We start from the raw sequence: 19222 nt of genomic DNA on the forward strand, positions 1-19222 counted from the left end.
CTTTCACCTTGGATATAGCGCATAAGAAAAATGCCCGTATCTTGCGATACGGGCATTTTCTTTAACCGGCCAGCAGATTGCTAGGTTTTCGCACAGTCTGGTCTTTGCGGGCTTTTTCGTTGTGGGGGATTCTTGACAGCTTGCTACCGGCTTCTCTAGGATAAATACATGCGCCGATTTAAACAGCTACTTGCGGGGCGCCAGGCCGGTCGAGAGACCGCCGACAGAAGCTTGCGACAGGCTTCGAAATACCGCTAAAGCGCTGGTTCGGTGTTGCCTCACACCTGCCCGGCAGATCGTTGAGGCGGAGACACGCACTTTGAACAACCCACGCCCCGTTGTACGTCTTGCGCCGATTACGGCGAGCCTGCCTTTACGCAACCCTAAAATCCTCCTCGGCGGTCAACATCAGCCCACGCTACTGCGTTATCTCGACGGCTGGCCGCGACGCAAGGGCCGTGCTTCGGCCTTCCTGATCCAGTTTGTCAAGGATGGCGATTCCCTGGCCCGTTTCGCGGATAACAGCTTTGATCTGGCGGTGATCCAGGCACCGGACACCGAGCACGCCGAAGCCGTGATCCGCCAACTGACCCGCGTGGCGCGGCAAGGTTTGATCACTCGGCGCTAGTGGTTGTTTCAGGGCATTCGCGCGGGGTTTAGAAACGAGCAATCTGCTGGCGTCGGTTTGCCGTTCTCTGACTACTGGTCAAAATCGACCTTTTACAGTTTTATTTGTGTAATAGTGGGTCGGTTTTGACCAATAGCCTGTGAGGGTTAAGCGATGTCACTCATGCATTCTCTGTACTCCCCAGGGCAGATCGCCCGTGAGTTGGGGAAAAATGCCGAGTCATTGCGCCTGTCCAAGAATCTTTCCCGCAAGACCTTGGCCGAGCAATCCGGGGTCTCTGAGTCCTCCATCAAGCGGTTCGAGTACACCGGCTCCATCACCCTTGAGTCGATGATTCTTCTGGCCACGGCGCTCGACGAACTGACCCCGATGCTGAGTTTGTTCAAGCCGTCGAACCCGGACTCAATCGATGAGCTGAAAAACCTCAAGCGAAAACGGGGTAACACATGAGTTCACTCACCCCCAGGTTCAAGCCCACCGAGTGACTCACCGTCACCGCTAATGGCATGAGGATGATTCATCAGTGAGAATCCGGTCTTGAGTACCAATATCATCACCCAGGCAGGCCATGAAGCTCTGAAGCAAGAGCTTGATTACCTTTGGCGAGAGAAACGTCCCGATACCACCAGAAAGGTCACCTGGGCCGCATCGCTGGGAGACCGTAGCGAAAATGCCGACTACCAGTACAACAAGAAGCTGCTTCGGGAAATCGATCGGCGAGTCCGCTACCTTCGCAAGCGTCTCGAGGATGTCCGTGTAGTCGCGTACTCACCTGAGCAGGAAGGCCGGGTTTTTTTCGGGGCTTGGGTCGAGATCGAAAACGAGGCGGGTGAAACCAAGAAGTTCAGGGTCGTGGGCTACGACGAAATCTACGGCCGCAACGACTACATCTCGATCGACTCGCCGATGGCGCGCGCGCTTTTGAAAAAAGAGGTGGGCGATGAGGTCGTTGTGCAGACCCCAAGTGGTGAAGTGTTGTGGTGGATCAACGAGGTCTTTTACGAAAAATAAGCTCGGCGCGCAGGCCGGCCGGGCGCTTGGACGTGATCGGGACGGGACGCGGAGAGTACTGATGACTCATCCGCTGTCCTGGAGTCTTGACTGACTCCATCAGCCCTCGCGCAGCACTGTCAGCGGGCTGACATTCAGTGCCCGGCGGGTGCCGAACACACCGGCGCCGCCAACCATCAGCGCGCCGATCAACGGCAGCAACAACAGCCACGGATGCAGGTGCCAGGGCAGGTCGAAGGCGAACCGGTACAGTACCCAGCTCACCAGCTCCGTGCCGAGGGCCGCGAGCAGGCCGCTGGCCGCGCCGAGCAGGCCGAACTCGATCCGCCGGGCCTTGACCAGCAGCTTGCGCTCGGCCCCCAGGGCCCGCAGCAGCGCGCCTTGGCGGATGCGTTCATCGAGCGTCGCCTGCAAGCCGGAGAACAGCACCGCCATGCCCGCCGCGAGGACGAACAGCAGCACGTACTCCACGGCAATGGTGACCTGAGCCAGGATGCTGCGCAGTTGCTCCAACAGCGCCTCCACCTGCAGGATGGTCACCGCCGGGAAGGCCCGGGACAGTTCGACGATGTCCTTGTCGTGCCCCGGTGCCAGGTAGAAGCTGGTCAGGTAGGTCGCCGGCAGGTCCTGCAGGGTGCCGGGCTGAAAGATCATGAAGAAGTTCGGCTGGAAGTTGTCCCAGTTGATGGTGCGCAGGCTGCTGACCACCGCTTCGCGGTTGACCCCGCCGACGCTGAACACCAGGTGATCACCGAGCTTGAGCTTCAGGCTCAGGGCGACCTTGGCTTCCACCGAGACGCCGGGAATGTCGCCCGTGGGCTTGTCCGGCCACCAGCTGCCTTGCGTCAGGATATTGCCCGGCGGCAGGTCGGCGGCCCAGGTCAGGCTCAAGTCGCGCTGGGTCGCGCGATCGCCGCCGGAATCCTTGCTGACGATCTCCTGCACCGGGGTGCCATTGATGCTGATCAGCCGGCCGGGCACCACCGGATAGATCGGCGCCGAGGTGGCCGCGAGCTGGATCAGGTGCTCGCGGAAACCGTCCTTGTCCGCCGGCAGGATGTTCAGGGCGAAATAGTTCGGCGCATTTTTCGGCAACTGGTTCTGCCAGGTGTCGAGCAACTCGCCACGCAGCAGGGCGATCAGCGCCATGGACAGCAGGATCAGGCCGAACGCCAGGGATTGCCCGGCCGCCGCCAGCGGGTAGCGCAGCAACTGGCCCAGGCCCAGGCGCCAGGGCAGCGAGGCCCTGGCCAGCAGCCGACGCAGGCTTTGCAGCACGAGCAGCAACAGGCCGCCGAGCAGCAGCGCGGCGATCACCCCGCCGCCCAGCAGGGCGAAGGTCAGCAACAGGTCCAGGCTCAGGCGCCACATGATCAGGCCCAGCGCGAGCAAGGCGGTGCCGTAGACCAGCCAGGTGCTGGCCGGGATCGGCAGCAGGTCGCGGCGCAGGACCCGCAGCGGCGGTACCCGGCCGAGGCCGGCCAGGGGCGGCAGGGCGAATCCGGCCAGGGCCACCAGCCCGGTACCGACACCGGCGAGCGCCGGCATCAACCCGCCCGGAGGTACGTCGGCGGGCAGCAGGTCATGCAGCAGGGCGAACAGGCCCAGTTGGGCCAGCCAGCCGAGCAGGGCGCCGCTGACACTGGCCAGCACTCCGAGCATCGCCAGTTGCAGGCTGAACAGGGTCATGGTCTCCCGGCGCGACAGGCCCAGGCAGCGCAGCAGCGCGCTGGCATCGAAGCGCCGGGCGGCGAAACGGCTGGCGCTGAGGGCCACGGCGACACCGGAGAGCAGCACCGCCACCAGGCTGGCCATGTTCAGGTAACGCTCGGCCTTGCCCAGGGCACCGCCGATCTGCTGGTTACCGTCGCGGGCATCGAGCAGGCGCTGGTTCGGTGCCAGGCCGGGCTTGATCAGCTCGCGATAGGTCGCCAGGGTGTTGGCCGAACCGCGCCACAGTTCGCGGTAGTCGACCCGGCTGCCAGGCTGGACCACACCGGTGGCGTCGAGGTCGGCGAGGTTGATCAGCACCCGTGGGGTCAGGCTGTAGAAGTTGCCGGCGCGATCCGGCTCATAGGTCAGGACCCGGGCCAGGCGCACGCTCTTCATCCCGACATCGATGTGGTCGCCGATCTTCAGGTCCAGCGCGGTCAACAGTCGCGCTTCGACCCAGGCCTCGCCCGGTGCCGGTCCGCCGCCGACGGTCTCGGCGCCGAAAGGAGCGGCGGCGCTCTTCAGTTCGCCACGTAGCGGGTAGTGTTCGTCGGTGGCCTTGATGCTCGACAGCTGGATGCCGGTGTCGGTGGCGATCACGCTGGAGAACTCGACCGCCCGCGCATGGGCAAGGCCCAGCTCGCGACCGGTCTGGAGCTGTTCCGGACGGGCGCTGGAGGTGCCGTCGAGCACCAGGTCGGCGGCGAGGAATTCGGTGGCCCGCAGCTGCATCGCGCCGTTCAGGCGGGCGCCGAAGTAACCGATGGCGGTGCTGGCCGCGACCGCCACCAGCAAGGCGAAGAACAGCACCCGCAATTCCCCGGCGCGGGCGTCGCGCAGGAGCTGGCGGGTGGCGAGGCTGAACAGGCGCAACAGCGGCAGGCGTGCCATCAAGGCTCCAGAGGGCCGACCAGATGGCCGGCGTCAAGACGGATCAGGCGCCGGCAGCGATGGGCCAGGCGTTCGTCGTGGGTCACCAGCACCAGGGTGGTGCCGCGCTCCTGGTTCAGTTCGAACAGCAGATCGCTGATGCGCTGGCCGGTGTGACTGTCGAGATTGCCGGTGGGTTCGTCGGCGAACAGTACGTCCGGCTCGGCGGCGAAGGCCCTGGCAATGGCCACCCGTTGCTGCTCGCCACCGGACAGTTGGCGTGGCGAGTGCGTCAGGCGCTGGCCCAGGCCGACCCGTTCGAGCAGGCCGCGGGCGCGTTCGCGGGCATCGCTGCGGCCATCCAGCTCCAGGGGCAGCATGACGTTTTCCAGGGCGTTGAGGCTGTCCAGCAATTGGAAGCTCTGAAACACGAAGCCGACATGTTCGGCGCGGATCCGCGCGCGCTGGTCCTCGTCCAGGGTGCTCAGGGCCCGTCCGGCGAGGATGACTTCGCCGGCGCTGGGCAGGTCGAGGCCGGCGAGCAGGCCCAGCAGGGTCGATTTGCCCGAACCCGAGGCACCGACGATGGCCAGGCTGTCGCCCTTGTTCAAGGTCAGGCTCAAAGGGTGCAGGATGGTCAGTTCACCTTCCGCGCTGGGAACCACTTTGCTAAGGTTCTGCGCGGTGAGAATACTTTCGCCCATGGAGAATCCGATGCGAGTGTGGTTTTTGAGTGCCGGTCTGGCCTTGATGTGCATGGCCCAGAACGCGGCGGCGGGTACAGTGCTGATCGTGGGCGATAGTATCAGCGCAGGTTTCGGCCTGGATACCCGCGTGGGCTGGGTCGCCCTGCTGGAAAAGCGCCTGAAGGCCGAAGGTTTCGCCGACCAGGTGGTCAATGCGTCCATCAGTGGCGACACCAGTGCCGGTGGCCAGGCGCGGCTGCCGGCGCTGCTTGCAGAGCATAAACCGCAGGTGGTGGTGCTCGAATTGGGCGGCAATGATGGCCTGCGTGGGCAGTTGCCGACGCAATTGAAACAAAATCTTGCATCAATGATCGACAAGTCCCAGGCCGTGGGTGCAAAAGTCCTGCTGCTCGGGATGCAGATTCCGCCCAATTATGGCCCGCGTTACACCCAGGCCTTTGCCAAGGTCTACGGTGAGCTGGCCGCGGAAAAAAACATCGCGCTGGTGCCGTTTTTCCTCGAGGGCATCGGCGGACACCCCGAGTTGATGCAGGCCGATGGGATTCATCCGGCGCCCGCGGGCCAGGGGATGTTGCTCGATAACGTCTGGCCGAGGTTGAAACCGCTGCTTTGAGCTTTTCTAGCGGCCGGCTTTCGGCTAAGGTGGCGCCCCGATTTGGAGCCCCCGATGCAGCGTCCCGCCTGGTCCTTGTTTGCCTACCAACTGATCGAACCCGACGAGCAGCTCGATCTGTTCGCCTGTCAGGAAGTACGCGTGCACCTGGTCACCCGGCAGTTGGAACTCGGCGGTTCGGCCGATCGCACGCTGTGCGGTACCCTGTTGCCGGCCCAGCCGCGTTGGTCGGGGGTGGACCGCTCGATTTTCCAGGACCAGCGCCTGTGTCCCCTGTGCCGGGCGATTCTCGAATCGCAGAAGCGCGGCACGCCGCCGATCTGGCCGGAGCTGCGCTTCGAGCTCTGAGCCCGGCAACCTGTACCGGACCTGTCTCGTTACGATTGTCCCGGCGGGTCGTCTCCCTGGCTGGCGCGGTGTCGGTGTACAATCGCTGTCTATTTACTTACGTCGATCTATGCGAAGGATGTCCCGGATGTTGTCGCGCTTTCCTGCCGTTGCCCGTTGCCTGTCTGTTGCCGCCCTCTGTGTGGCGGGTCCCGTTTCGGCATTGGAACTGCCGTTGCCTCCTCCTGGCGAGGATATTGTCGGCCAGGTCCAGGTGATCAAGGCCAAGTACGAAGATACCTTCGCCGACCTCGGAACCACCTACGACCTGGGTTATTCGGAGATGGTCGCGGCCAACCCGGGCGTCGATGCCTGGTTGCCGGGCGCGGGGACCGATATCGTCCTGCCGACCCGCTTCATCCTGCCGCCGGGACCGCGCGAAGGCATCGTGATCAACCTGGCAGAGTACCGCCTGTACTACTTCCCCAAGGGTCGCAACGTGGTCTACACCTTCCCGTTGGGGATCGGTCGTGAAGGCTGGGGCTCGCCGGTCGCCCACACCACCATTACCGCCAAGATCCCCAATCCGACCTGGACTCCGCCGGCTTCGATCAAGGCCGAGCACGCCGCCGAAGGTGATCCCCTGCCCAACGTGGTCCCGGCCGGTCCCGACAATCCGCTGGGCCCGTTCAAGTTCACCCTGGGTACGCCGGGGTATCTGATCCATGGTTCGAACATGAAGTTCGGTATCGGCACCCGTACCAGCCACGGTTGCTTCCGCATGTACAACAACAACGTGCTGGAAATGGCCGGCATGGTGCCGGTAGGCACGTCGGTGCGGATTATCAACGAGGCCTACAAGTTCGGCGTGAGCGGCGGCAAGGTGTTCCTCGAAGCCCATACGCCGCTGGACGACAATGGCAACCCTTCGGTGGTCGACAAGCACACCGCGGTGATCAATGCCTTGCTCAAGCGTGAAGACCTGGCGAACAACCTGCGGGTCAACTGGGACCAGGTGCGTGACGTGGTGGCGGCCGAAGACGGCCTGCCGACGGAAATCGCCATGCCGGGGGCACCGTCGATGGTCTCCAACGCGCCCGATCTGCAGCAGTAAGGGCGTTGTAAACGACCCGTCCAGGCCTTGAGGTCCGGGCGGGTTTTTTTATGCCGGCGCGCCGGCCACTTTCTGCCAGGCAAAAAAAAGCCGATCCAGTGATGGATCGGCTTGATAACAACCCCGAAGGGTTATTACTTCTTGCTTGCTTTTTCGAGCATACGCAGAGCGCGCTCGTTAGCTTCGTCAGCAGTCTGTTGTGCTTTTTGAGCAGCAGCCAGAGCTTCATCAGCTTTGCGGTAAGCTTCGTCAGCACGAGCCTGGGCACGAGCAGAAGCGTCTTCAGTAGCTGTCAGACGAGCTTCGGTTTCTTTGGAAGCGCTGCTGCAACCAGTGGCCAGAACGGCGGCCAGGGCCAGAGCAGAGAATTTCAGAACGTTGTTCATCGTGTTCCCCTTCAAGGACTTTCTATTAATAACCATCTCCCCAGAGTGGGGATATAGTCGGCATACATACTACCCATTACTTGTAGTAAGTAAACTGACGTAGCGCAAGAAGCAAAAAAAATTTTTGGAAGAGAATGTTTTCAGCTAACTTTTCATCATCCTGTATGAAAAATGTGCAGCAACCGGGCGCGATTCGGGCGCTTTGGGCAAGTCCGATCTGCACTAGTGTGCCAGTCACGGAGACTGTCCGCTGCTCATACAAGCGTCGCGCTAGTCGCGGCGAATGACTCTTTTCTTCTACCGTCGGCAGGGCGGGGAGGCATCTTTGCCAATTGAAAAGTGACTTTAAGAAGCACTGTTCGTCTTACAACATAACATTCCGGCGATCTGCAGCCGCCGTTCAGGTTTTTCAGCGAAAGGGCCCAGGCGGCCGGGCTACCATGAGCCGGCCGGAGCATATGACGAGCGTGTCTTGAGCAGGGCAGGCAGGACGCCTACTATCTGTCAGGTGCCCACTTGTTCAAGAGCTGTCGGCTCTTCTCGTTGTCCAACCAGGCACGGGGTGGCGTAGGATATTTGTGATTATTTGGCTGCTGTAGCGATTTTTCGTAGGAAGCCAGGTGGTCCCTTCGCCGGAAAAACATGTAAGGTAGGGTCAGAACCCAAGACCCGCGAGGAGTAGCGATGAGCGAGGCGTTGTCCATCCACCATGACCAGGCAGGTCATCAATTCGAGACCAATGTGGACGGTCATCGTGCCTACCTGACCTATATGGACCTGGGTAAGCAGACCCTGGATATCTACCGTACCTTCGTGCCCAACGCCTTGCGCGGCCGAGGCATCGCGGCGGCGCTGACCGAGCACGCGCTGGCCTATGCCGATCAGATGGGCTACACGGTGATTCCTTCCTGCTCCTATGTCGAGCGTTACATGGAACGCCATCAGCGGCACGCCGCGAAGATCTGAGTCCATGACGCACACAAAAACGCCGGGCGATGCCCGGCGTTTTTGCGTCTGCCTGTCGCGATCAGTCGCGCTGGCGCTTGGGCAACACGTCCTTGAGCTTGGCATGCATGCTGCGCAGGGTTTTTTCGGTGGTGTTCCAGTCGATGCAGGCATCGGTGATCGACACGCCGTATTGCAGGTCGGCGAGGTCTTTCGGAATTGCCTGGCAGCCCCAGTTCAGGTGGCTTTCGACCATCAGGCCGATGATCGACTGGTTGCCTTCGAGGATCTGGTTGGCGACGTTCTCCATCACCAGCGGTTGCAGGGCCGGGTCCTTGTTGGAGTTGGCATGGCTGCAATCGACCATGATGTTGGCCTTGATCTTGGCCTTGGCCAGCGCCTGTTCACAGACCGCGACACTGACCGAGTCGTAGTTCGGCTTGCCGTTGCCGCCGCGCAGGACCACATGACCGTAGGCGTTGCCCTTGGTGGTGACGATGGACACGCCGCCTTCCTGGTTGATGCCGAGGAAACGATGTGGACTGGACACCGACTGCAAGGCGTTGATCGCCACGGTCAGGCCGCCGTCGGTGCCGTTCTTGAAGCCCACGGCCGAGGACAGGCCCGAAGCCATTTCGCGGTGGGTCTGGGATTCGGTGGTGCGCGCGCCGATGGCCGACCAGCTGATCAGGTCCTGCAGGTACTGCGGCGAGATCGGGTCGAGGGCTTCGGTGGCGGTGGGCAGGCCCATTTCCGCCAGGTCCAGCAGCAACTGGCGACCGATGTGCAGGCCGTCCTGGATCTTGAAGGAGTCATCCAGGTAAGGGTCGTTGATCAGGCCCTTCCAGCCGACGGTGGTGCGCGGCTTCTCGAAATACACGCGCATCACCAGGTAGAGGCTGTCGGACACTTCGGCGGCCAGGACTTTCAGGCGCTCGGCGTATTCGTGGGCCGCCTTGATGTCGTGGATCGAGCACGGCCCGATCACGACGAACAGGCGATGATCCGTGCCATCGAGAATATTGCGGATCACCTCGCGACCTTTGGTCACAGTGCGCAGGGCGGTCTCGCTCAGGGGAATTTCACGCTTGAGCTGATCGGGAGTGATCAGCGTCTCGTTGGAGGCGACGTTAAGGTCGTTGATCGGTAAATCAGCCATCGTGTTACTCGTCAGGTCACGGGTGCCGGCCGCCAGCGATCCCCGCGCGGCGGAGCGCAGCAGATTTAAGCGCGTCGGGGAGCCGAACCTTAGCGCGTTAGACGGGGCGCGGGCAATGGCCTGGCCGGTTTAATCGAGCAAAGCGCGCACATAAGGGTGCTCCAGGCTGGCCCGGGAGAAGTCGCCGGCGTGTTCCCGGACCCATTCCAGGGCGATGACTTCGATGTTTTGTCGATCTTCGCTTTGTCGCCCGCGGGTTCGCTGGTAGCGTTCGATCTGGCAGACCTGCTCGCCCATGCGGGCGCCGAACAGGGTTTGCTCGTCGACAAAGGCAATGCCCACCCGGTAGCCGTGCTTGCGTTTCAGGCACCAGGCGACATAGCCGGGATAGCAGGCGGCTTCGCCCAGGCTCGGAATACGCATTTGCAGCGCCGAGCCCTTGCGCCAGCCGCGCGCCGAGAGACAGGAGACGCCGCCCAGGCTGATGCTGTCGAGCCGGTGGCGGGAGATGCAGGAATGCTCGAGCAGGGTCAATGTGACGGGAATGTCATCGGGATGAGGAAGAAAGCGCACCATGAACAACGGCTCCCTGCGTCGATCAGTGGAAAAACTTTCCAACAGTATAGTGAAGGGCCTGGAGTTGACGGATTTTGATATCGACCGGAGTCTATTGGACTTGCCAGGCGTTTCATTACTGATATTCACCAGTGTCGGCTGTGCCTCCTGCCGTTTCGCCCGGGAGGTATTGCCGACCCTGGCCTTGCCGGTCGAGCGCTTGTGCTGGATCGATGCGGGTGACAACGGCGGAGCGGTACAGCGTTACGGGGTGTTTCATCTGCCCGCGCTGTTTGTGGTCAAGGACGGTGGCTTTCATGGAGCAGTGCAGTCACGCCTGGCTGTGAACGAGCTTGCCGACGCGGTTCGGCAGGCCTTGAGTCTTGTACCAGAGGAGTTGCCATGACAGGTTCAGTGAGCAGGCCGCGTATCGGCATTATCGGCACCGGTGCGATCGGTGGGTATTACGGTGTAATGCTGGCGCGGGCCGGCTTCGACGTGCATTTCCTGCTGCGCAGCGAATTTTCGGCAGTAGCCGAAGACGGTCTGCGGGTCGACAGTGCGGTGCACGGCCCCCTGCATTTGAAGGACGTGCAGGCCTATTCCCAGGCCGCCGACATGCCGCCCTGCGACTGGTTGCTGGTGGGGGCCAAGACCACCAGCAACACCAGTCTCGCGCCGTTGATCGCCCAGGCCGCGGCCCCGGGGGCGAAGGTGCTGGTGCTGCAGAACGGCCTCGACGTAGAGGATGAGCTGCGTACGCTGCTGCCCGAGTCCCTGCATCTGTTGGGCGGGCTGTGTTTCATCTGCGTGCACCGTGCCGGCCCCGGGGCCATCGTGCACCAGGCCCTCGGCGCGGTGAACATCGGTTATCACAGCGGCCCGTTGCTGCATGACGCCACGGCCCGCCAGGCCCTGGTCGAAGCGGGCGCCGCCTTGTTCCACGGCGCGGGCATCGAGTCCCAGGCCATGGTCAACCTGCAGCAGGCGCGCTGGCAGAAGCTGGTGTGGAACGTGCCTTACAACGGTCTGTCGGTGTTGCTGCGCGCCAGCACCACGCCACTGATGAGCGATGACAGCAGTCGCGAACTGGTCCAGGCGCTGATGGCCGAGGTGGTCCGGGGCGCCCAGGCCTGTGGTCATGAGCTGCCGGCCGGTTATGCCGAGCATCTGTTCAAGGTGACGGAAAAGATGCCGGACTACTGGCCGAGCATGTACCACGACTTCGTCCACAAGCGGGCGCTGGAGCTGGACGCCGTCTATGTCCGGCCGCTGGCCGCGGCGAGTGCCGCCGGTTGCGAATTGCCGAAGATCCGGGCGCTGTACCAGGCCCTGGCGTTTATCGACGCGAACAATCGTCAGGGCTGAATACGGTTCTGTAGGAGCCGGCCTGCTGGCGATAGCGGTTTACCCGGCAACAAGAATGTCGACGGTCAGATCGCAATCGCCAGCAGGCCGGCTACAGGTTTTGTGGGGGATTCAACCGCGTGTTCCTTCAGGGATGAGCAACGGGGCCGGCCCGACCAGCCGCGCTCCGAGGTCTTCGGGGCGCTGCTAAGCTCAACTGAACTCCGCCATTCTGGCAGTCGAGGAGGCCCCATGATCCATTCGATGCTGTACGCCACCGACCTCGGTCTGTATGCGCCTTATGTCATGCAGCATGCCCTGGGGTTGGCGCGGACGTTCAAGGCCGATTTGTACGTGGTGCACGCGGTCGAGCCCATGGGGTTGTTCGCCGAGTCAGTGTTGCAGAGCTACCTGGACGAGCAGGCATTGAACGAATTTCACCGCCAGGGTCTGAACACTGTGATGGCGACCATCGAGCAGCGGGTGCTCGACAGCTTTCGCGAGGAGTGCGCCGACGGGCTGCAGGACCTGAGCATGATCCAGTCGATCAAGGTCCTTCAGGGCGACCCTTCGCAGGTCATTCTCGAGCAGGCCCGGGCCCTCTCGGTGGACCTGTTGATCGTTGGCAGCCACAGCCATGGCTGCGGCGGCGAGGGGCATTTGGGGCGTACCGCCGCGCGGGTCCTGCAGTTGGCCCAAGTGCCGGTTTACCTGGTGCCGCTGTTGCAACGCCGTCGCTATGGCGATATCTGAGCCGGAAAGTCTGGGTTCTGATAAAAAAGTTCTAGATTTATTCTTAAAACCATTCATATAGTTATATATCGCCGCTGCTACTGTGGCGTTTACCTGCTTTGAGGGATGCATATGAAGCTTCAGCAACTGCGCTACATCTGGGAAGTGGCGCACCACGACCTCAACGTTTCCGCCACCGCCCAAAGCCTTTACACCTCTCAGCCGGGTATCAGCAAACAGATCCGCCTGCTCGAAGACGAGCTGGGTGTCGAAGTCTTCGCCCGCAGCGGCAAGCACCTGACCCGCGTCACGCCCGCCGGTGAGCGTATCATCACTACGGCCGGCGAGATCTTGCGCAAGGTCGAGAGCATCAAGCAGATTGCCCAGGAATTCTCCAACGAGAAGAAAGGCACCCTGTCGATCGCCACCACCCATACCCAGGCGCGTTATGCCTTGCCGCCGGTGATCAGCAGCTTTATCAAACAATACCCGGACGTGGCCCTGCACATGCACCAGGGCTCGCCGATGCAGATCGCCGAGATGGCCGCCGACGGTACCGTGGATTTCGCCATTGCCACCGAAGCCCTGGAGCTGTTCGGCGACCTGGTGATGATGCCGTGCTATCGTTGGAACCGTTGCGTGGTCGTGCCTCAAGGGCATCCGTTGACCAAGCTGCCGAAGCTGACCCTGGAAACCCTGGCGGAATATCCGATCGTCACCTACGTGTTCGGTTTCACCGGTCGTTCCAAGCTGGACGAAGCTTTCAGCCATCGCGGCCTGACCCCCAAGGTGGTGTTCACCGCGGCGGACGCCGACGTGATCAAGACCTATGTGCGGCTGGGCCTGGGTGTCGGCATTGTCGCCAAGATGGCGGTGGACCCGGTGCTCGACAAGGACCTGGTGGTGCTCGATGCCAGCGAGTTGTTCGAATCCAGCGTGACCAAGATCGGTTTCCGCCGCGGGACCTTCCTGCGCGGCTTCATGTGCGACTTCATCGAGAAGTTCGCCCCGCACCTGACCCGTGAAGTCATGGCCAAGGCCATCCAGTGCCATAACAAGCAGGAGCTGGAAGAGCTGTTCGACGGTGTCGAGCTGCCGGTGCACTGAGTTCCCCCGGACATGAAAAAGCCCCGACTGGTTCGGGGCTTTTTTGTGCGCGCTGTCAGGCACGTGTTCTCTCGAACGGTACTTCAACTGTGGGAGCGGAGCTTGCCCGCGAATAGGCCCTTGAGGTCGTCAAAAGCTTCGCGGGCAAGCTCCGCTCCCACAAGCTCCGCTCCCACAAGCTCCGCTCCCACAAGCTCCGCTCCCACAAGCTCCGCTCCCACAAGCTCCGCTCCCACAAGCTCCGCTCCCACAAGCTCCGCTCCCACAAGCTCGGGTCCCTTGTTCAGGATCTGCGATCAGCCTGCCGGCCTTCAGGCAGCTTCAGATCTTGGCGATCAGGTTGCCCGAGTGCAGGCCGCATTCCTTCTGCGTGGCTTCTTCCCACCACCAGCGGCCTTCGCGCTCGTGCTGGTTCGGCAGCACCGGACGGGTGCAGGGCTCGCAGCCGATGCTGATAAAGCCGCGTTCGTGCAGGCTGTTGTAGGGCAGTTCGAGCATGCGGATATAACCCCAGATCTCTTCGCTGCTCATCTGCGCCAGCGGGTTGAACTTGTACAGGGTGCGTTCCGGGGTGGAGAAGGCGCTGTCGATTTCCAGTGCCGCCACCTGGCTGCGGGTGCCCGGGCTCTGGTCGCGACGCTGGCCGGTGGCCCAGGCGCTGACACCGGACAACTTGCGGCGCAGCGGGGCGATCTTGCGGATACCGCAGCATTCGCCGTGGTTGTCCTTGTAGAAGCTGAACAGGCCCTTGGCTTTGACGAACGGCTCGAGCTCATTGTGATCCGGGGAGATCAGCTCGATGTCGATCTTGTAATGCTCGCGCACCTGATCGATGAAGCGGTAGGTCTCCGGGTGCAGGCGCCCGGTGTCGAGGCTGAAGACCTTGACGTTCTTGTTCAGTTTCCAGGCCATGTCCACCAGCACGACGTCTTCCGCGCCGCTGAAAGATATCCACAGGTCGTCGCCAAACTGGGCGAAGGCCAGCTTGAGGATGTCCTGGGCGGACTTGTTGGCGTATGTCGCGGCGAGTTCAGCGACGTCGAACGGTTGGCTCATCAGGCGGTTCCTACAGTCAGTGGCGCTTGGCGCTCGAATAGGCGAATAGTAACAAAATCCTTCGGCGACGGCCCCCTGTCCGTACGCGCGCCCTTGTGGGAGCCGGCTTGCCAGCGATAGCGGCCGAATAGTCGATTTACTGGCCTCATCGCCGGCAAGCCGGCTCCCACAGGTGTGGTGGCGTTCTGAGAGGGCGACGTTTCACAGGCCTTGCAGGGTGTCGAGCAAGACCTTCACCTTGGTGATGGACTCCTGGTATTCAGCTCGCCAGTCGGAGTCGGCGACGATGCCGCCGCCGCCCCAGCAACTGACCTGGCCATCCTTGACCAGCAGGCTGCGGATGGCAATGGAGCTGTCCATCTCGCCGCGCACATCCAGGTACAGCAGCGAACCGCAATACAGTGCCCGGCGGGTCGGCTCCAGCTCGTCGATGATCTGCATGGCGCGGATCTTTGGTGCGCCGGTGATCGAGCCGCCGGGGAAGCTGCCGGCAATCAGGTCGAGGGCGTCGCGGTCGGCGGCCAGGGTCCCGGTCACGCTGCTCACCAGATGGTGCACGTTGGGGTAACTCTCCAGGCTGAACAGTTCCGGGACCCGCACCGAACCGATACGGCAGGTGCGCCCCAGGTCGTTGCGCAGCAGGTCGACAATCATCAGGTTCTCCGCGCGGTCCTTGCTGCTGGCCAGCAGTTCGGCGGCATTGGCGGCGTCTTCGGCCGCGTCGCGGCCCCGCGGGCGGGTGCCCTTGATCGGTCGTGTCTCGACCTGGCCCTGGCTGACCTTGACGAAGCGCTCCGGCGACAGGCTCAGCACCGCACCGTGCTCGGGCAGGCTCTGGAAGCCGGAGAAGGGCGTCGGGCAGGCGGCGCGCAAGGCGCAATAGGCGACCCACGGGTCGCCCTGGCAGGCGGCCCGGAAGCGTTGGGCAAAGTTGACCTGATAGCAGTCGCCAGCCTGGATATAGTACTGGATGCGTTCGAAGGCCTGATGGTAGGCCTCGGCGCTGAGGTCCGCGGTCATCGGCCCCTTGAGCCGGAACTCGCTGCTGTCCGGGCCGGCCGGCTGGCTGAACAGTTGGATCAGCCGCTCGCGTTCGGCGGCTGCGACGCTGGGATGGAACACCAGCTGGCTGCTGCCTTGCTGGTGATCGCTGATCAAGGCCCAGGCGTACAGGCCGAAACGCGCGTCGGGCAGTTGCAGGTCATCCCGTGCCTGCTCGGGCAGGTTTTCCAGATGGCGGCCGAAGTCATAGCTCAGGTAGCCGATCAGGCCGCCGGCAAACGGCAGTTCGCAAGCCGCCGGCAGTTGCGCTTCACCCAGGCGCGCCAGGTTGTCCCGCAGGCGTTGCAGGAACGCCGCGCCACGTTCGTCCGGCAGCATCGCCAGTTGCTCCAGCGGCCAGGCGCTGAGCAGGTCGTAACGTCCGCGTTCGGCCTCGGGACGGCCGCTGTCGAGCAATACGGCACCGGGCGCATGGCGAACCGCCGCGAAGTAATGGGCGGGATTGGCGTGATAAGGCAGCGGATGTACGGAGCAGGTCAACATGGGGGGCGGTTCAGCCATGGGAGCGCGGTGCGCGATTGTAGTCCCCCGTAGGCGTTGCTCCTAGGGGCATGTCGCGGGATCGTGTAGGAGCCGGCTCGCTGGCGATGGCGCTCGCAGGATCAGCGCAAGGCTCACCGGCCTCATCGCCAGCAAGCCGGCTGCTACAGGGGAAATGTTGTGAAGAGAGTGGATCAGTCGCCGATCGTCGGCACATGTCCGAACAGTTCCTGGACAAAACGCACCCGTTGCTGCGGTGTCTCGGTGAGGCCCTCGGCAGCCAGTTCCGCCAGGTGTGCCTCCACGGCATGCGTGCGGTGGGTCAGGCCGCAGTCGTTGGCGATCTGGATGTTCAGGCCGGGGCGGGCGTTGAGTTCGAGGATCAGCGGACCCTTGTCCTGGTCCAGGACCATGTCCACGCCGATATAACCCAGGCCGCAGAGCTCATGGCAACCGGCCGCCAGTTGCATGAAGCCGTCCCAGTTCGGTAATTGCACGCCGTCCACCGGGTGGGTGGTGTCCGGGTGCTTGCGGATGATGTTGTTCAGCCAGGTGCCGCGCAGGGTAATCCCGGTCGCCAGGTCCACGCCGACGCCAATGGCGCCTTGGTGCAGGTTGGCCTTGCCATGGGACTGGCGGGTCGGCAGGCGCAACATGGCCATCACCGGATAGCCCATCAGCACGATGACGCGGATGTCCGGCACGCCTTCGTAGCTGATGCTCTTGAAGATCGGGTCGGGGGTCACCCGGTATTCGATCAGTGCGCGGTCGCGGTGCCCGCCCAGGGAATACAGGCCGGTGAGGATGCTGGAAATCTGGTGCTCGATTTCCCCGTGGCTGATCAGCCGCCCGGAGATCGAGCGATAGTGGCCCTCGAAACGGTCGGCGATCACCAGGATCCCGTCGCCGCCAGCGCCCTGGGCCGGTTTGATGACGAAATCACGGCGACCGTCGATGATCGCTTCAAGTCGGTCGATTTCCTTTTCCGTGGAAATCACCCCGTACATTTCCGGCACATGGATGCCGGCGGCGATGGCCCGTTCCTTGGTGATGATCTTGTCGTCGACTATGGGGTAGAGGCTGCGCTTGTTGTACTTGAGCACATAGTCCGCGTTGCGTCGGTTGATGCCCATGATGCCCCGGGCTTCCAGGGCCTTCCAGGTTTTCCACAGGCCGAACATCAGGCGTTTTCCTTGAGGAACGCCTTGAAACGCACCAGCTCGGTCAGGCGGTAACCGCGGTAACGTCCCATCGCCAGCATGAAGCCCACCAGGATCAGCAGGATCGCCGGGAAGGTGAAAACGAAGTAGATCAGTTCCGGCACGGTCATGATCAGGTGCGCCAGGGACGCCGCGAACAACGTGCCGATGGCGACTTTCAGGGCATGGTTGGCGCCGCGCTCTTCCCAGGTGATGGACAGGCGCTCGATGGTCATGGTCAGGATCACCATCGGGAACAGTGCCACCGACAGGCCGCGCTCCAGGCCGAGCTTGTGGCTGAACAGGCTGATGGCGGCGATCAGCACCACGACGAAGGTCAATACCACCGACAGCCGTGGCAGCATCTGCAGTTTCAGGTGTTCCAGGTAGGAGCGTAGCGACAGCCCGAGGGCGGTAATGATGGTGAACAGGACGATGCCGAAGCCCAGTTGGGTTTCGCGGAAGGCCAGGGCGATCAGCACCGGGGTAAAGGTACCAAGGGTCTGCAGGCCGATCAGGTTGCGCAGGATCAGGATCACCAGTACGCCGATGGGGATCATCACCATGATCATGAAGGTCTGCTGGGTTTGCAGCGGCAGGCCGTAGAGCGAATATTCGAGGAAGTTGGCGTCGGAGTTCTCGTCGGTCAGCTTGGCCAGGCGGATCGCGTTCATCTCGCTGTTGTTCAGACTGAAGGTGACGCCGGCTTTCTTGCCGCCCTCGACACTGATCAGGTTGTCGGCGCCGGTCCACCAGAGCAGGCGGTCGGACGGCAGGCCTTGTTCACCGGTGTCCGGGTTGAAGTACAGCCAGTCGTTGCCGTTGAAGCTGCGCAGCCAGAGTTCCGGAGTCTGCGGTTGATCGGCCACCAGGCGCAGGGTGTGGGCGCGTTCCATCGGCACATGGGCGATGGACAGCAGCAGCTCGATGATCTGCGCCTTGTGCGGGGTCGACGGATCGCCCGCCAGCAGCAGCTTGACGTTGTCATCGTTGAGGTTGTTGACTCGCTTGATGGTTTCGCCAATGAAGGACTCGACATCCGCCGAGTGCTGGCGGATCGGCGCGAGCAAGGCGTCGGCGGCGATTTTCTCCGGACCCCCGATCGCCATGCTGTCGCGGAAGGTCGGGCCCTTGACCTTGGGTTTCTCGCCGGTGTAGCGCTTGGTCAGCACCAGGCGGTAATACAGGGTCTGCTTGCCACTGACCTTGCGTGCCGACCAGGTCACCTTGCGATTGCCGTCCGCGCGGTTGACGCTGACCCCGTAGTTGTTGGAAATGAAGCTCTCGTTGAGGCTGACGTAGTCGCGGCTCAGGGGCGGCACGAACATCTGGATCTTCACCGGTTCCTTGTTGCTGGCGACGAACTCGACCTTGGCGTCGATATTCCACAAGTCGTCCGTGGCATCCTCGGTGACGGGAATCCCCAGCACGAAAATCTGATAGGCCGTGACCGAAGCACCCAGCAACACCAGTACGGTGATCAGGATTTTCAGGTGGAGGGTGAGAGAACGCATTCGGATTACTCGGCGGTTTGAGCGTCGTGGTTGCAGGCGGGTTTGCCGGCAGCGTATTTAAGACTGGGGTCGACCAGCGCATCGAAGCGCTTGAGGGCTTCGGAGCCGATCAGCAGCGGGTATTGGAAGCTGCTGCGGTCGGTCAAGTTCACTTCTATGCTGCGCAAGGCGCTGCCCATGCAGATTTCCAGGGTGATCACCGGGCGCGCGGTATAGGCGTTGCCCTCATCCGGGTCATAGTCGCCGGCGCGGCGCTTGATCTTGCTGACGCGGGCCAGGGGCAGTTCGATCGGGTGCGAATGGGCGGCGTCGATCGCCAGGTAGAAGCGCACCCAGCTTTCGCCGTTGCGTTTGAACCGGTGGATGTCGCGGGCACTGAGGGAGGCGGTCTTGGCGCCGGTGTCGAGCTTGGCCGGCACTTGCAGGTCGATCCCGGCCAGTTGCGCGTACTCGTTCAGGCCGTACACCGTCTTCTCTGTCGCAAGGCTCGTGCCTGGCAGGCAAAACAGGCAGAGAAGCAGTAGGGGGAAAGGCTTGGGTCTCATAAATCCTGGCGCGTATCGGGCAATCTTGATTCAAGGGGACTGGCAATATCGCGCAAGCATCCTCGTACGTCTGTCAGAGAAATATGACAGGCAGCGCATCGACGGAAGCGCGCGGCATTCTAGCATGCTGGACTTGTCGCGCCAGCGCCGGG

22 protein-coding genes are annotated in these 19222 nt (G+C 62.5%); 11 read left to right on the forward strand and 11 right to left on the reverse strand.

The window, feature by feature from the left end; all coding sequences use genetic code 11:
• Window positions 1-319: 319 nt before the first annotated feature.
• The 3 genes from M5B99_RS13875 (at window position 320) to greB (ending at window position 1639) form a co-directional block, all read left to right on the forward strand.
• Window positions 320-628 (forward strand): class I SAM-dependent methyltransferase, encoded by a 309-nt coding sequence (locus tag M5B99_RS13875; RefSeq protein WP_248804557.1) that lies wholly within the window; start codon window positions 320-322, stop codon window positions 626-628.
• A 153-nt stretch (window positions 629-781) separates the two neighbouring features.
• Window positions 782-1078 (forward strand): helix-turn-helix domain-containing protein, encoded by a 297-nt coding sequence (locus M5B99_RS13880; RefSeq protein WP_248804558.1) that lies wholly within the window; start codon window positions 782-784, stop codon window positions 1076-1078.
• Between the two features lie 87 nt (window positions 1079-1165).
• The gene (greB, locus tag M5B99_RS13885) at window positions 1166-1639 is read left to right on the forward strand and encodes a transcription elongation factor GreB (RefSeq protein ID WP_248804559.1); all 474 of its coding nucleotides are present in this window, start codon (window positions 1166-1168) and stop codon (window positions 1637-1639) included.
• A 99-nt stretch (window positions 1640-1738) separates the two neighbouring features.
• Here the strand turns inward: greB and M5B99_RS13890 are convergent, their stop codons facing one another.
• Both M5B99_RS13890 and M5B99_RS13895 read right to left on the reverse strand, forming a co-directional pair.
• The gene (locus M5B99_RS13890; RefSeq protein WP_248804560.1) at window positions 1739-4243 is read right to left on the reverse strand and encodes an ABC transporter permease; all 2505 of its coding nucleotides are present in this window, start codon (window positions 4241-4243) and stop codon (window positions 1739-1741) included.
• The gene (locus M5B99_RS13895; RefSeq protein ID WP_248804561.1) at window positions 4243-4926 is read right to left on the reverse strand and encodes an ABC transporter ATP-binding protein; all 684 of its coding nucleotides are present in this window, start codon (window positions 4924-4926) and stop codon (window positions 4243-4245) included. The genes M5B99_RS13890 and M5B99_RS13895 overlap by 1 nt, the downstream gene beginning before the upstream one ends.
• A gap of 10 nt (window positions 4927-4936) precedes the next feature.
• Between M5B99_RS13895 and M5B99_RS13900 the strand changes: the two genes are divergently transcribed.
• The 3 genes from M5B99_RS13900 to M5B99_RS13910 all read left to right on the forward strand — a co-directional run bounded on the left by M5B99_RS13900 (window position 4937) and on the right by M5B99_RS13910 (window position 6983).
• The gene (locus tag M5B99_RS13900) at window positions 4937-5542 is read left to right on the forward strand and encodes an arylesterase (protein ID WP_248804562.1); all 606 of its coding nucleotides are present in this window, start codon (window positions 4937-4939) and stop codon (window positions 5540-5542) included.
• A gap of 54 nt (window positions 5543-5596) precedes the next feature.
• A complete protein-coding gene (locus M5B99_RS13905) occupies window positions 5597-5890 on the forward strand; it encodes a hypothetical protein (protein WP_100940825.1) in 294 nt (97 codons plus the stop codon).
• Window positions 5891-6017: 127 nt separating this feature from the next.
• Window positions 6018-6983: a L,D-transpeptidase family protein gene (locus M5B99_RS13910; RefSeq protein ID WP_248804563.1), complete on the forward strand. Its 966-nt coding sequence runs from the start codon at window positions 6018-6020 to the stop codon at window positions 6981-6983.
• A gap of 134 nt (window positions 6984-7117) precedes the next feature.
• On the opposite strand, the gene oprI is transcribed toward M5B99_RS13910, so the two are convergent.
• Window positions 7118-7369 (reverse strand): outer membrane lipoprotei OprI, encoded by a 252-nt coding sequence (oprI, locus tag M5B99_RS13915; protein WP_100940823.1) that lies wholly within the window; start codon window positions 7367-7369, stop codon window positions 7118-7120.
• Between the two features lie 684 nt (window positions 7370-8053).
• Here oprI and M5B99_RS13920 point away from each other — a divergent pair.
• Window positions 8054-8335, forward strand: a complete 282-nt coding sequence (locus tag M5B99_RS13920) for a GNAT family N-acetyltransferase (protein ID WP_100940822.1) — start codon at window positions 8054-8056, stop codon at window positions 8333-8335.
• A 61-nt stretch (window positions 8336-8396) separates the two neighbouring features.
• Here M5B99_RS13920 and M5B99_RS13925 read toward each other — a convergent pair whose 3' ends face one another.
• Both M5B99_RS13925 and M5B99_RS13930 read right to left on the reverse strand, forming a co-directional pair.
• Entirely contained in the window at window positions 8397-9473 is a 1077-nt protein-coding gene (locus M5B99_RS13925) for a 3-deoxy-7-phosphoheptulonate synthase (RefSeq protein ID WP_248804564.1), read from the reverse strand.
• A gap of 129 nt (window positions 9474-9602) precedes the next feature.
• On the reverse strand, window positions 9603-10049 hold the full coding sequence (locus M5B99_RS13930) for a PilZ domain-containing protein (protein ID WP_248804565.1): 447 nt from the start codon (window positions 10047-10049) through the stop codon (window positions 9603-9605).
• Here M5B99_RS13930 and M5B99_RS13935 point away from each other — a divergent pair.
• The 4 genes from M5B99_RS13935 to cysB all read left to right on the forward strand — a co-directional run bounded on the left by M5B99_RS13935 (window position 10048) and on the right by cysB (window position 13214).
• On the forward strand, window positions 10048-10434 hold the full coding sequence (locus M5B99_RS13935) for a thioredoxin family protein (RefSeq protein WP_248804566.1): 387 nt from the start codon (window positions 10048-10050) through the stop codon (window positions 10432-10434). The genes M5B99_RS13930 and M5B99_RS13935 overlap by 2 nt on opposite strands.
• On the forward strand, window positions 10431-11396 hold the full coding sequence (locus M5B99_RS13940; RefSeq protein WP_248804567.1) for a putative 2-dehydropantoate 2-reductase: 966 nt from the start codon (window positions 10431-10433) through the stop codon (window positions 11394-11396). The genes M5B99_RS13935 and M5B99_RS13940 overlap by 4 nt, the downstream gene beginning before the upstream one ends.
• Window positions 11397-11627: 231 nt before the next feature.
• On the forward strand, window positions 11628-12128 hold the full coding sequence (locus M5B99_RS13945) for a universal stress protein (protein WP_248804568.1): 501 nt from the start codon (window positions 11628-11630) through the stop codon (window positions 12126-12128).
• 111 nt (window positions 12129-12239) lie between these two features.
• Window positions 12240-13214 (forward strand): HTH-type transcriptional regulator CysB, encoded by a 975-nt coding sequence (gene cysB, locus M5B99_RS13950; protein ID WP_040065465.1) that lies wholly within the window; start codon window positions 12240-12242, stop codon window positions 13212-13214.
• Window positions 13215-13297: 83 nt separating this feature from the next.
• On the opposite strand, the gene M5B99_RS30250 is transcribed toward cysB, so the two are convergent.
• From M5B99_RS30250 to M5B99_RS13975, 6 genes are all read right to left on the reverse strand, one after another.
• Window positions 13298-13480, reverse strand: coding sequence for a pentapeptide repeat-containing protein (locus tag M5B99_RS30250; RefSeq protein WP_412548731.1), 183 nt, complete (start codon window positions 13478-13480; stop codon window positions 13298-13300).
• Window positions 13481-13535: 55 nt separating this feature from the next.
• Entirely contained in the window at window positions 13536-14270 is a 735-nt protein-coding gene (locus M5B99_RS13955; RefSeq protein WP_248796952.1) for a phosphoadenylyl-sulfate reductase, read from the reverse strand.
• 201 nt (window positions 14271-14471) lie between these two features.
• The gene (pabB, locus tag M5B99_RS13960; RefSeq protein WP_248804569.1) at window positions 14472-15815 is read right to left on the reverse strand and encodes an aminodeoxychorismate synthase component I; all 1344 of its coding nucleotides are present in this window, start codon (window positions 15813-15815) and stop codon (window positions 14472-14474) included.
• Between the two features lie 191 nt (window positions 15816-16006).
• Window positions 16007-16993, reverse strand: a complete 987-nt coding sequence (locus M5B99_RS13965; protein WP_248804570.1) for an alpha-L-glutamate ligase-like protein — start codon at window positions 16991-16993, stop codon at window positions 16007-16009.
• The gene (locus tag M5B99_RS13970; RefSeq protein ID WP_248804571.1) at window positions 16993-18525 is read right to left on the reverse strand and encodes an inactive transglutaminase family protein; all 1533 of its coding nucleotides are present in this window, start codon (window positions 18523-18525) and stop codon (window positions 16993-16995) included. Before M5B99_RS13970 ends, M5B99_RS13965 begins: the two co-directional genes overlap by 1 nt.
• 5 nt (window positions 18526-18530) lie before the next feature.
• On the reverse strand, window positions 18531-19070 hold the full coding sequence (locus M5B99_RS13975) for an ATP-dependent zinc protease (protein WP_248804572.1): 540 nt from the start codon (window positions 19068-19070) through the stop codon (window positions 18531-18533).
• Window positions 19071-19222 lie beyond the last annotated feature (152 nt).

Source organism: Pseudomonas sp. MWU13-2100, assembly GCF_023242365.1.
GTDB lineage: Bacteria > Pseudomonadota > Gammaproteobacteria > Pseudomonadales > Pseudomonadaceae > Aquipseudomonas.

Excerpts from the sequence above, each read along its gene's own strand:
- M5B99_RS13935 (WP_248804566.1), top strand. The coding sequence starts at position 10,048 with ATGAACAACGGCTCCCTGCGTCGATCAGTGGAAAAACTTTCCAACAGT.
- M5B99_RS13920 (WP_100940822.1), top strand. The coding sequence starts at position 8,054 with ATGAGCGAGGCGTTGTCCATCCACCATGACCAGGCAGGTCATCAATTC.
- M5B99_RS13895 (WP_248804561.1), bottom strand. The coding sequence starts at position 4,926 with ATGGGCGAAAGTATTCTCACCGCGCAGAACCTTAGCAAAGTGGTTCCC.
- pabB (WP_248804569.1), bottom strand. The coding sequence starts at position 15,815 with ATGTTGACCTGCTCCGTACATCCGCTGCCTTATCACGCCAATCCCGCC.
- cysB (WP_040065465.1), top strand. The coding sequence starts at position 12,240 with ATGAAGCTTCAGCAACTGCGCTACATCTGGGAAGTGGCGCACCACGAC.
- M5B99_RS13945 (WP_248804568.1), top strand. The coding sequence starts at position 11,628 with ATGATCCATTCGATGCTGTACGCCACCGACCTCGGTCTGTATGCGCCT.
- M5B99_RS13905 (WP_100940825.1), top strand. The coding sequence starts at position 5,597 with ATGCAGCGTCCCGCCTGGTCCTTGTTTGCCTACCAACTGATCGAACCC.
- M5B99_RS13975 (WP_248804572.1), bottom strand. The coding sequence starts at position 19,070 with ATGAGACCCAAGCCTTTCCCCCTACTGCTTCTCTGCCTGTTTTGCCTG.
- M5B99_RS13930 (WP_248804565.1), bottom strand. The coding sequence starts at position 10,049 with ATGGTGCGCTTTCTTCCTCATCCCGATGACATTCCCGTCACATTGACC.
- M5B99_RS13925 (WP_248804564.1), bottom strand. The coding sequence starts at position 9,473 with ATGGCTGATTTACCGATCAACGACCTTAACGTCGCCTCCAACGAGACG.
- M5B99_RS13965 (WP_248804570.1), bottom strand. The coding sequence starts at position 16,993 with ATGTTCGGCCTGTGGAAAACCTGGAAGGCCCTGGAAGCCCGGGGCATC.
- M5B99_RS13970 (WP_248804571.1), bottom strand. The coding sequence starts at position 18,525 with ATGCGTTCTCTCACCCTCCACCTGAAAATCCTGATCACCGTACTGGTG.
- oprI (WP_100940823.1), bottom strand. The coding sequence starts at position 7,369 with ATGAACAACGTTCTGAAATTCTCTGCTCTGGCCCTGGCCGCCGTTCTG.
- M5B99_RS13880 (WP_248804558.1), top strand. The coding sequence starts at position 782 with ATGTCACTCATGCATTCTCTGTACTCCCCAGGGCAGATCGCCCGTGAG.
- M5B99_RS13900 (WP_248804562.1), top strand. The coding sequence starts at position 4,937 with ATGCGAGTGTGGTTTTTGAGTGCCGGTCTGGCCTTGATGTGCATGGCC.
- M5B99_RS13910 (WP_248804563.1), top strand. The coding sequence starts at position 6,018 with ATGTTGTCGCGCTTTCCTGCCGTTGCCCGTTGCCTGTCTGTTGCCGCC.
- M5B99_RS13890 (WP_248804560.1), bottom strand. The coding sequence starts at position 4,243 with ATGGCACGCCTGCCGCTGTTGCGCCTGTTCAGCCTCGCCACCCGCCAG.
- M5B99_RS13955 (WP_248796952.1), bottom strand. The coding sequence starts at position 14,270 with ATGAGCCAACCGTTCGACGTCGCTGAACTCGCCGCGACATACGCCAAC.
- M5B99_RS13940 (WP_248804567.1), top strand. The coding sequence starts at position 10,431 with ATGACAGGTTCAGTGAGCAGGCCGCGTATCGGCATTATCGGCACCGGT.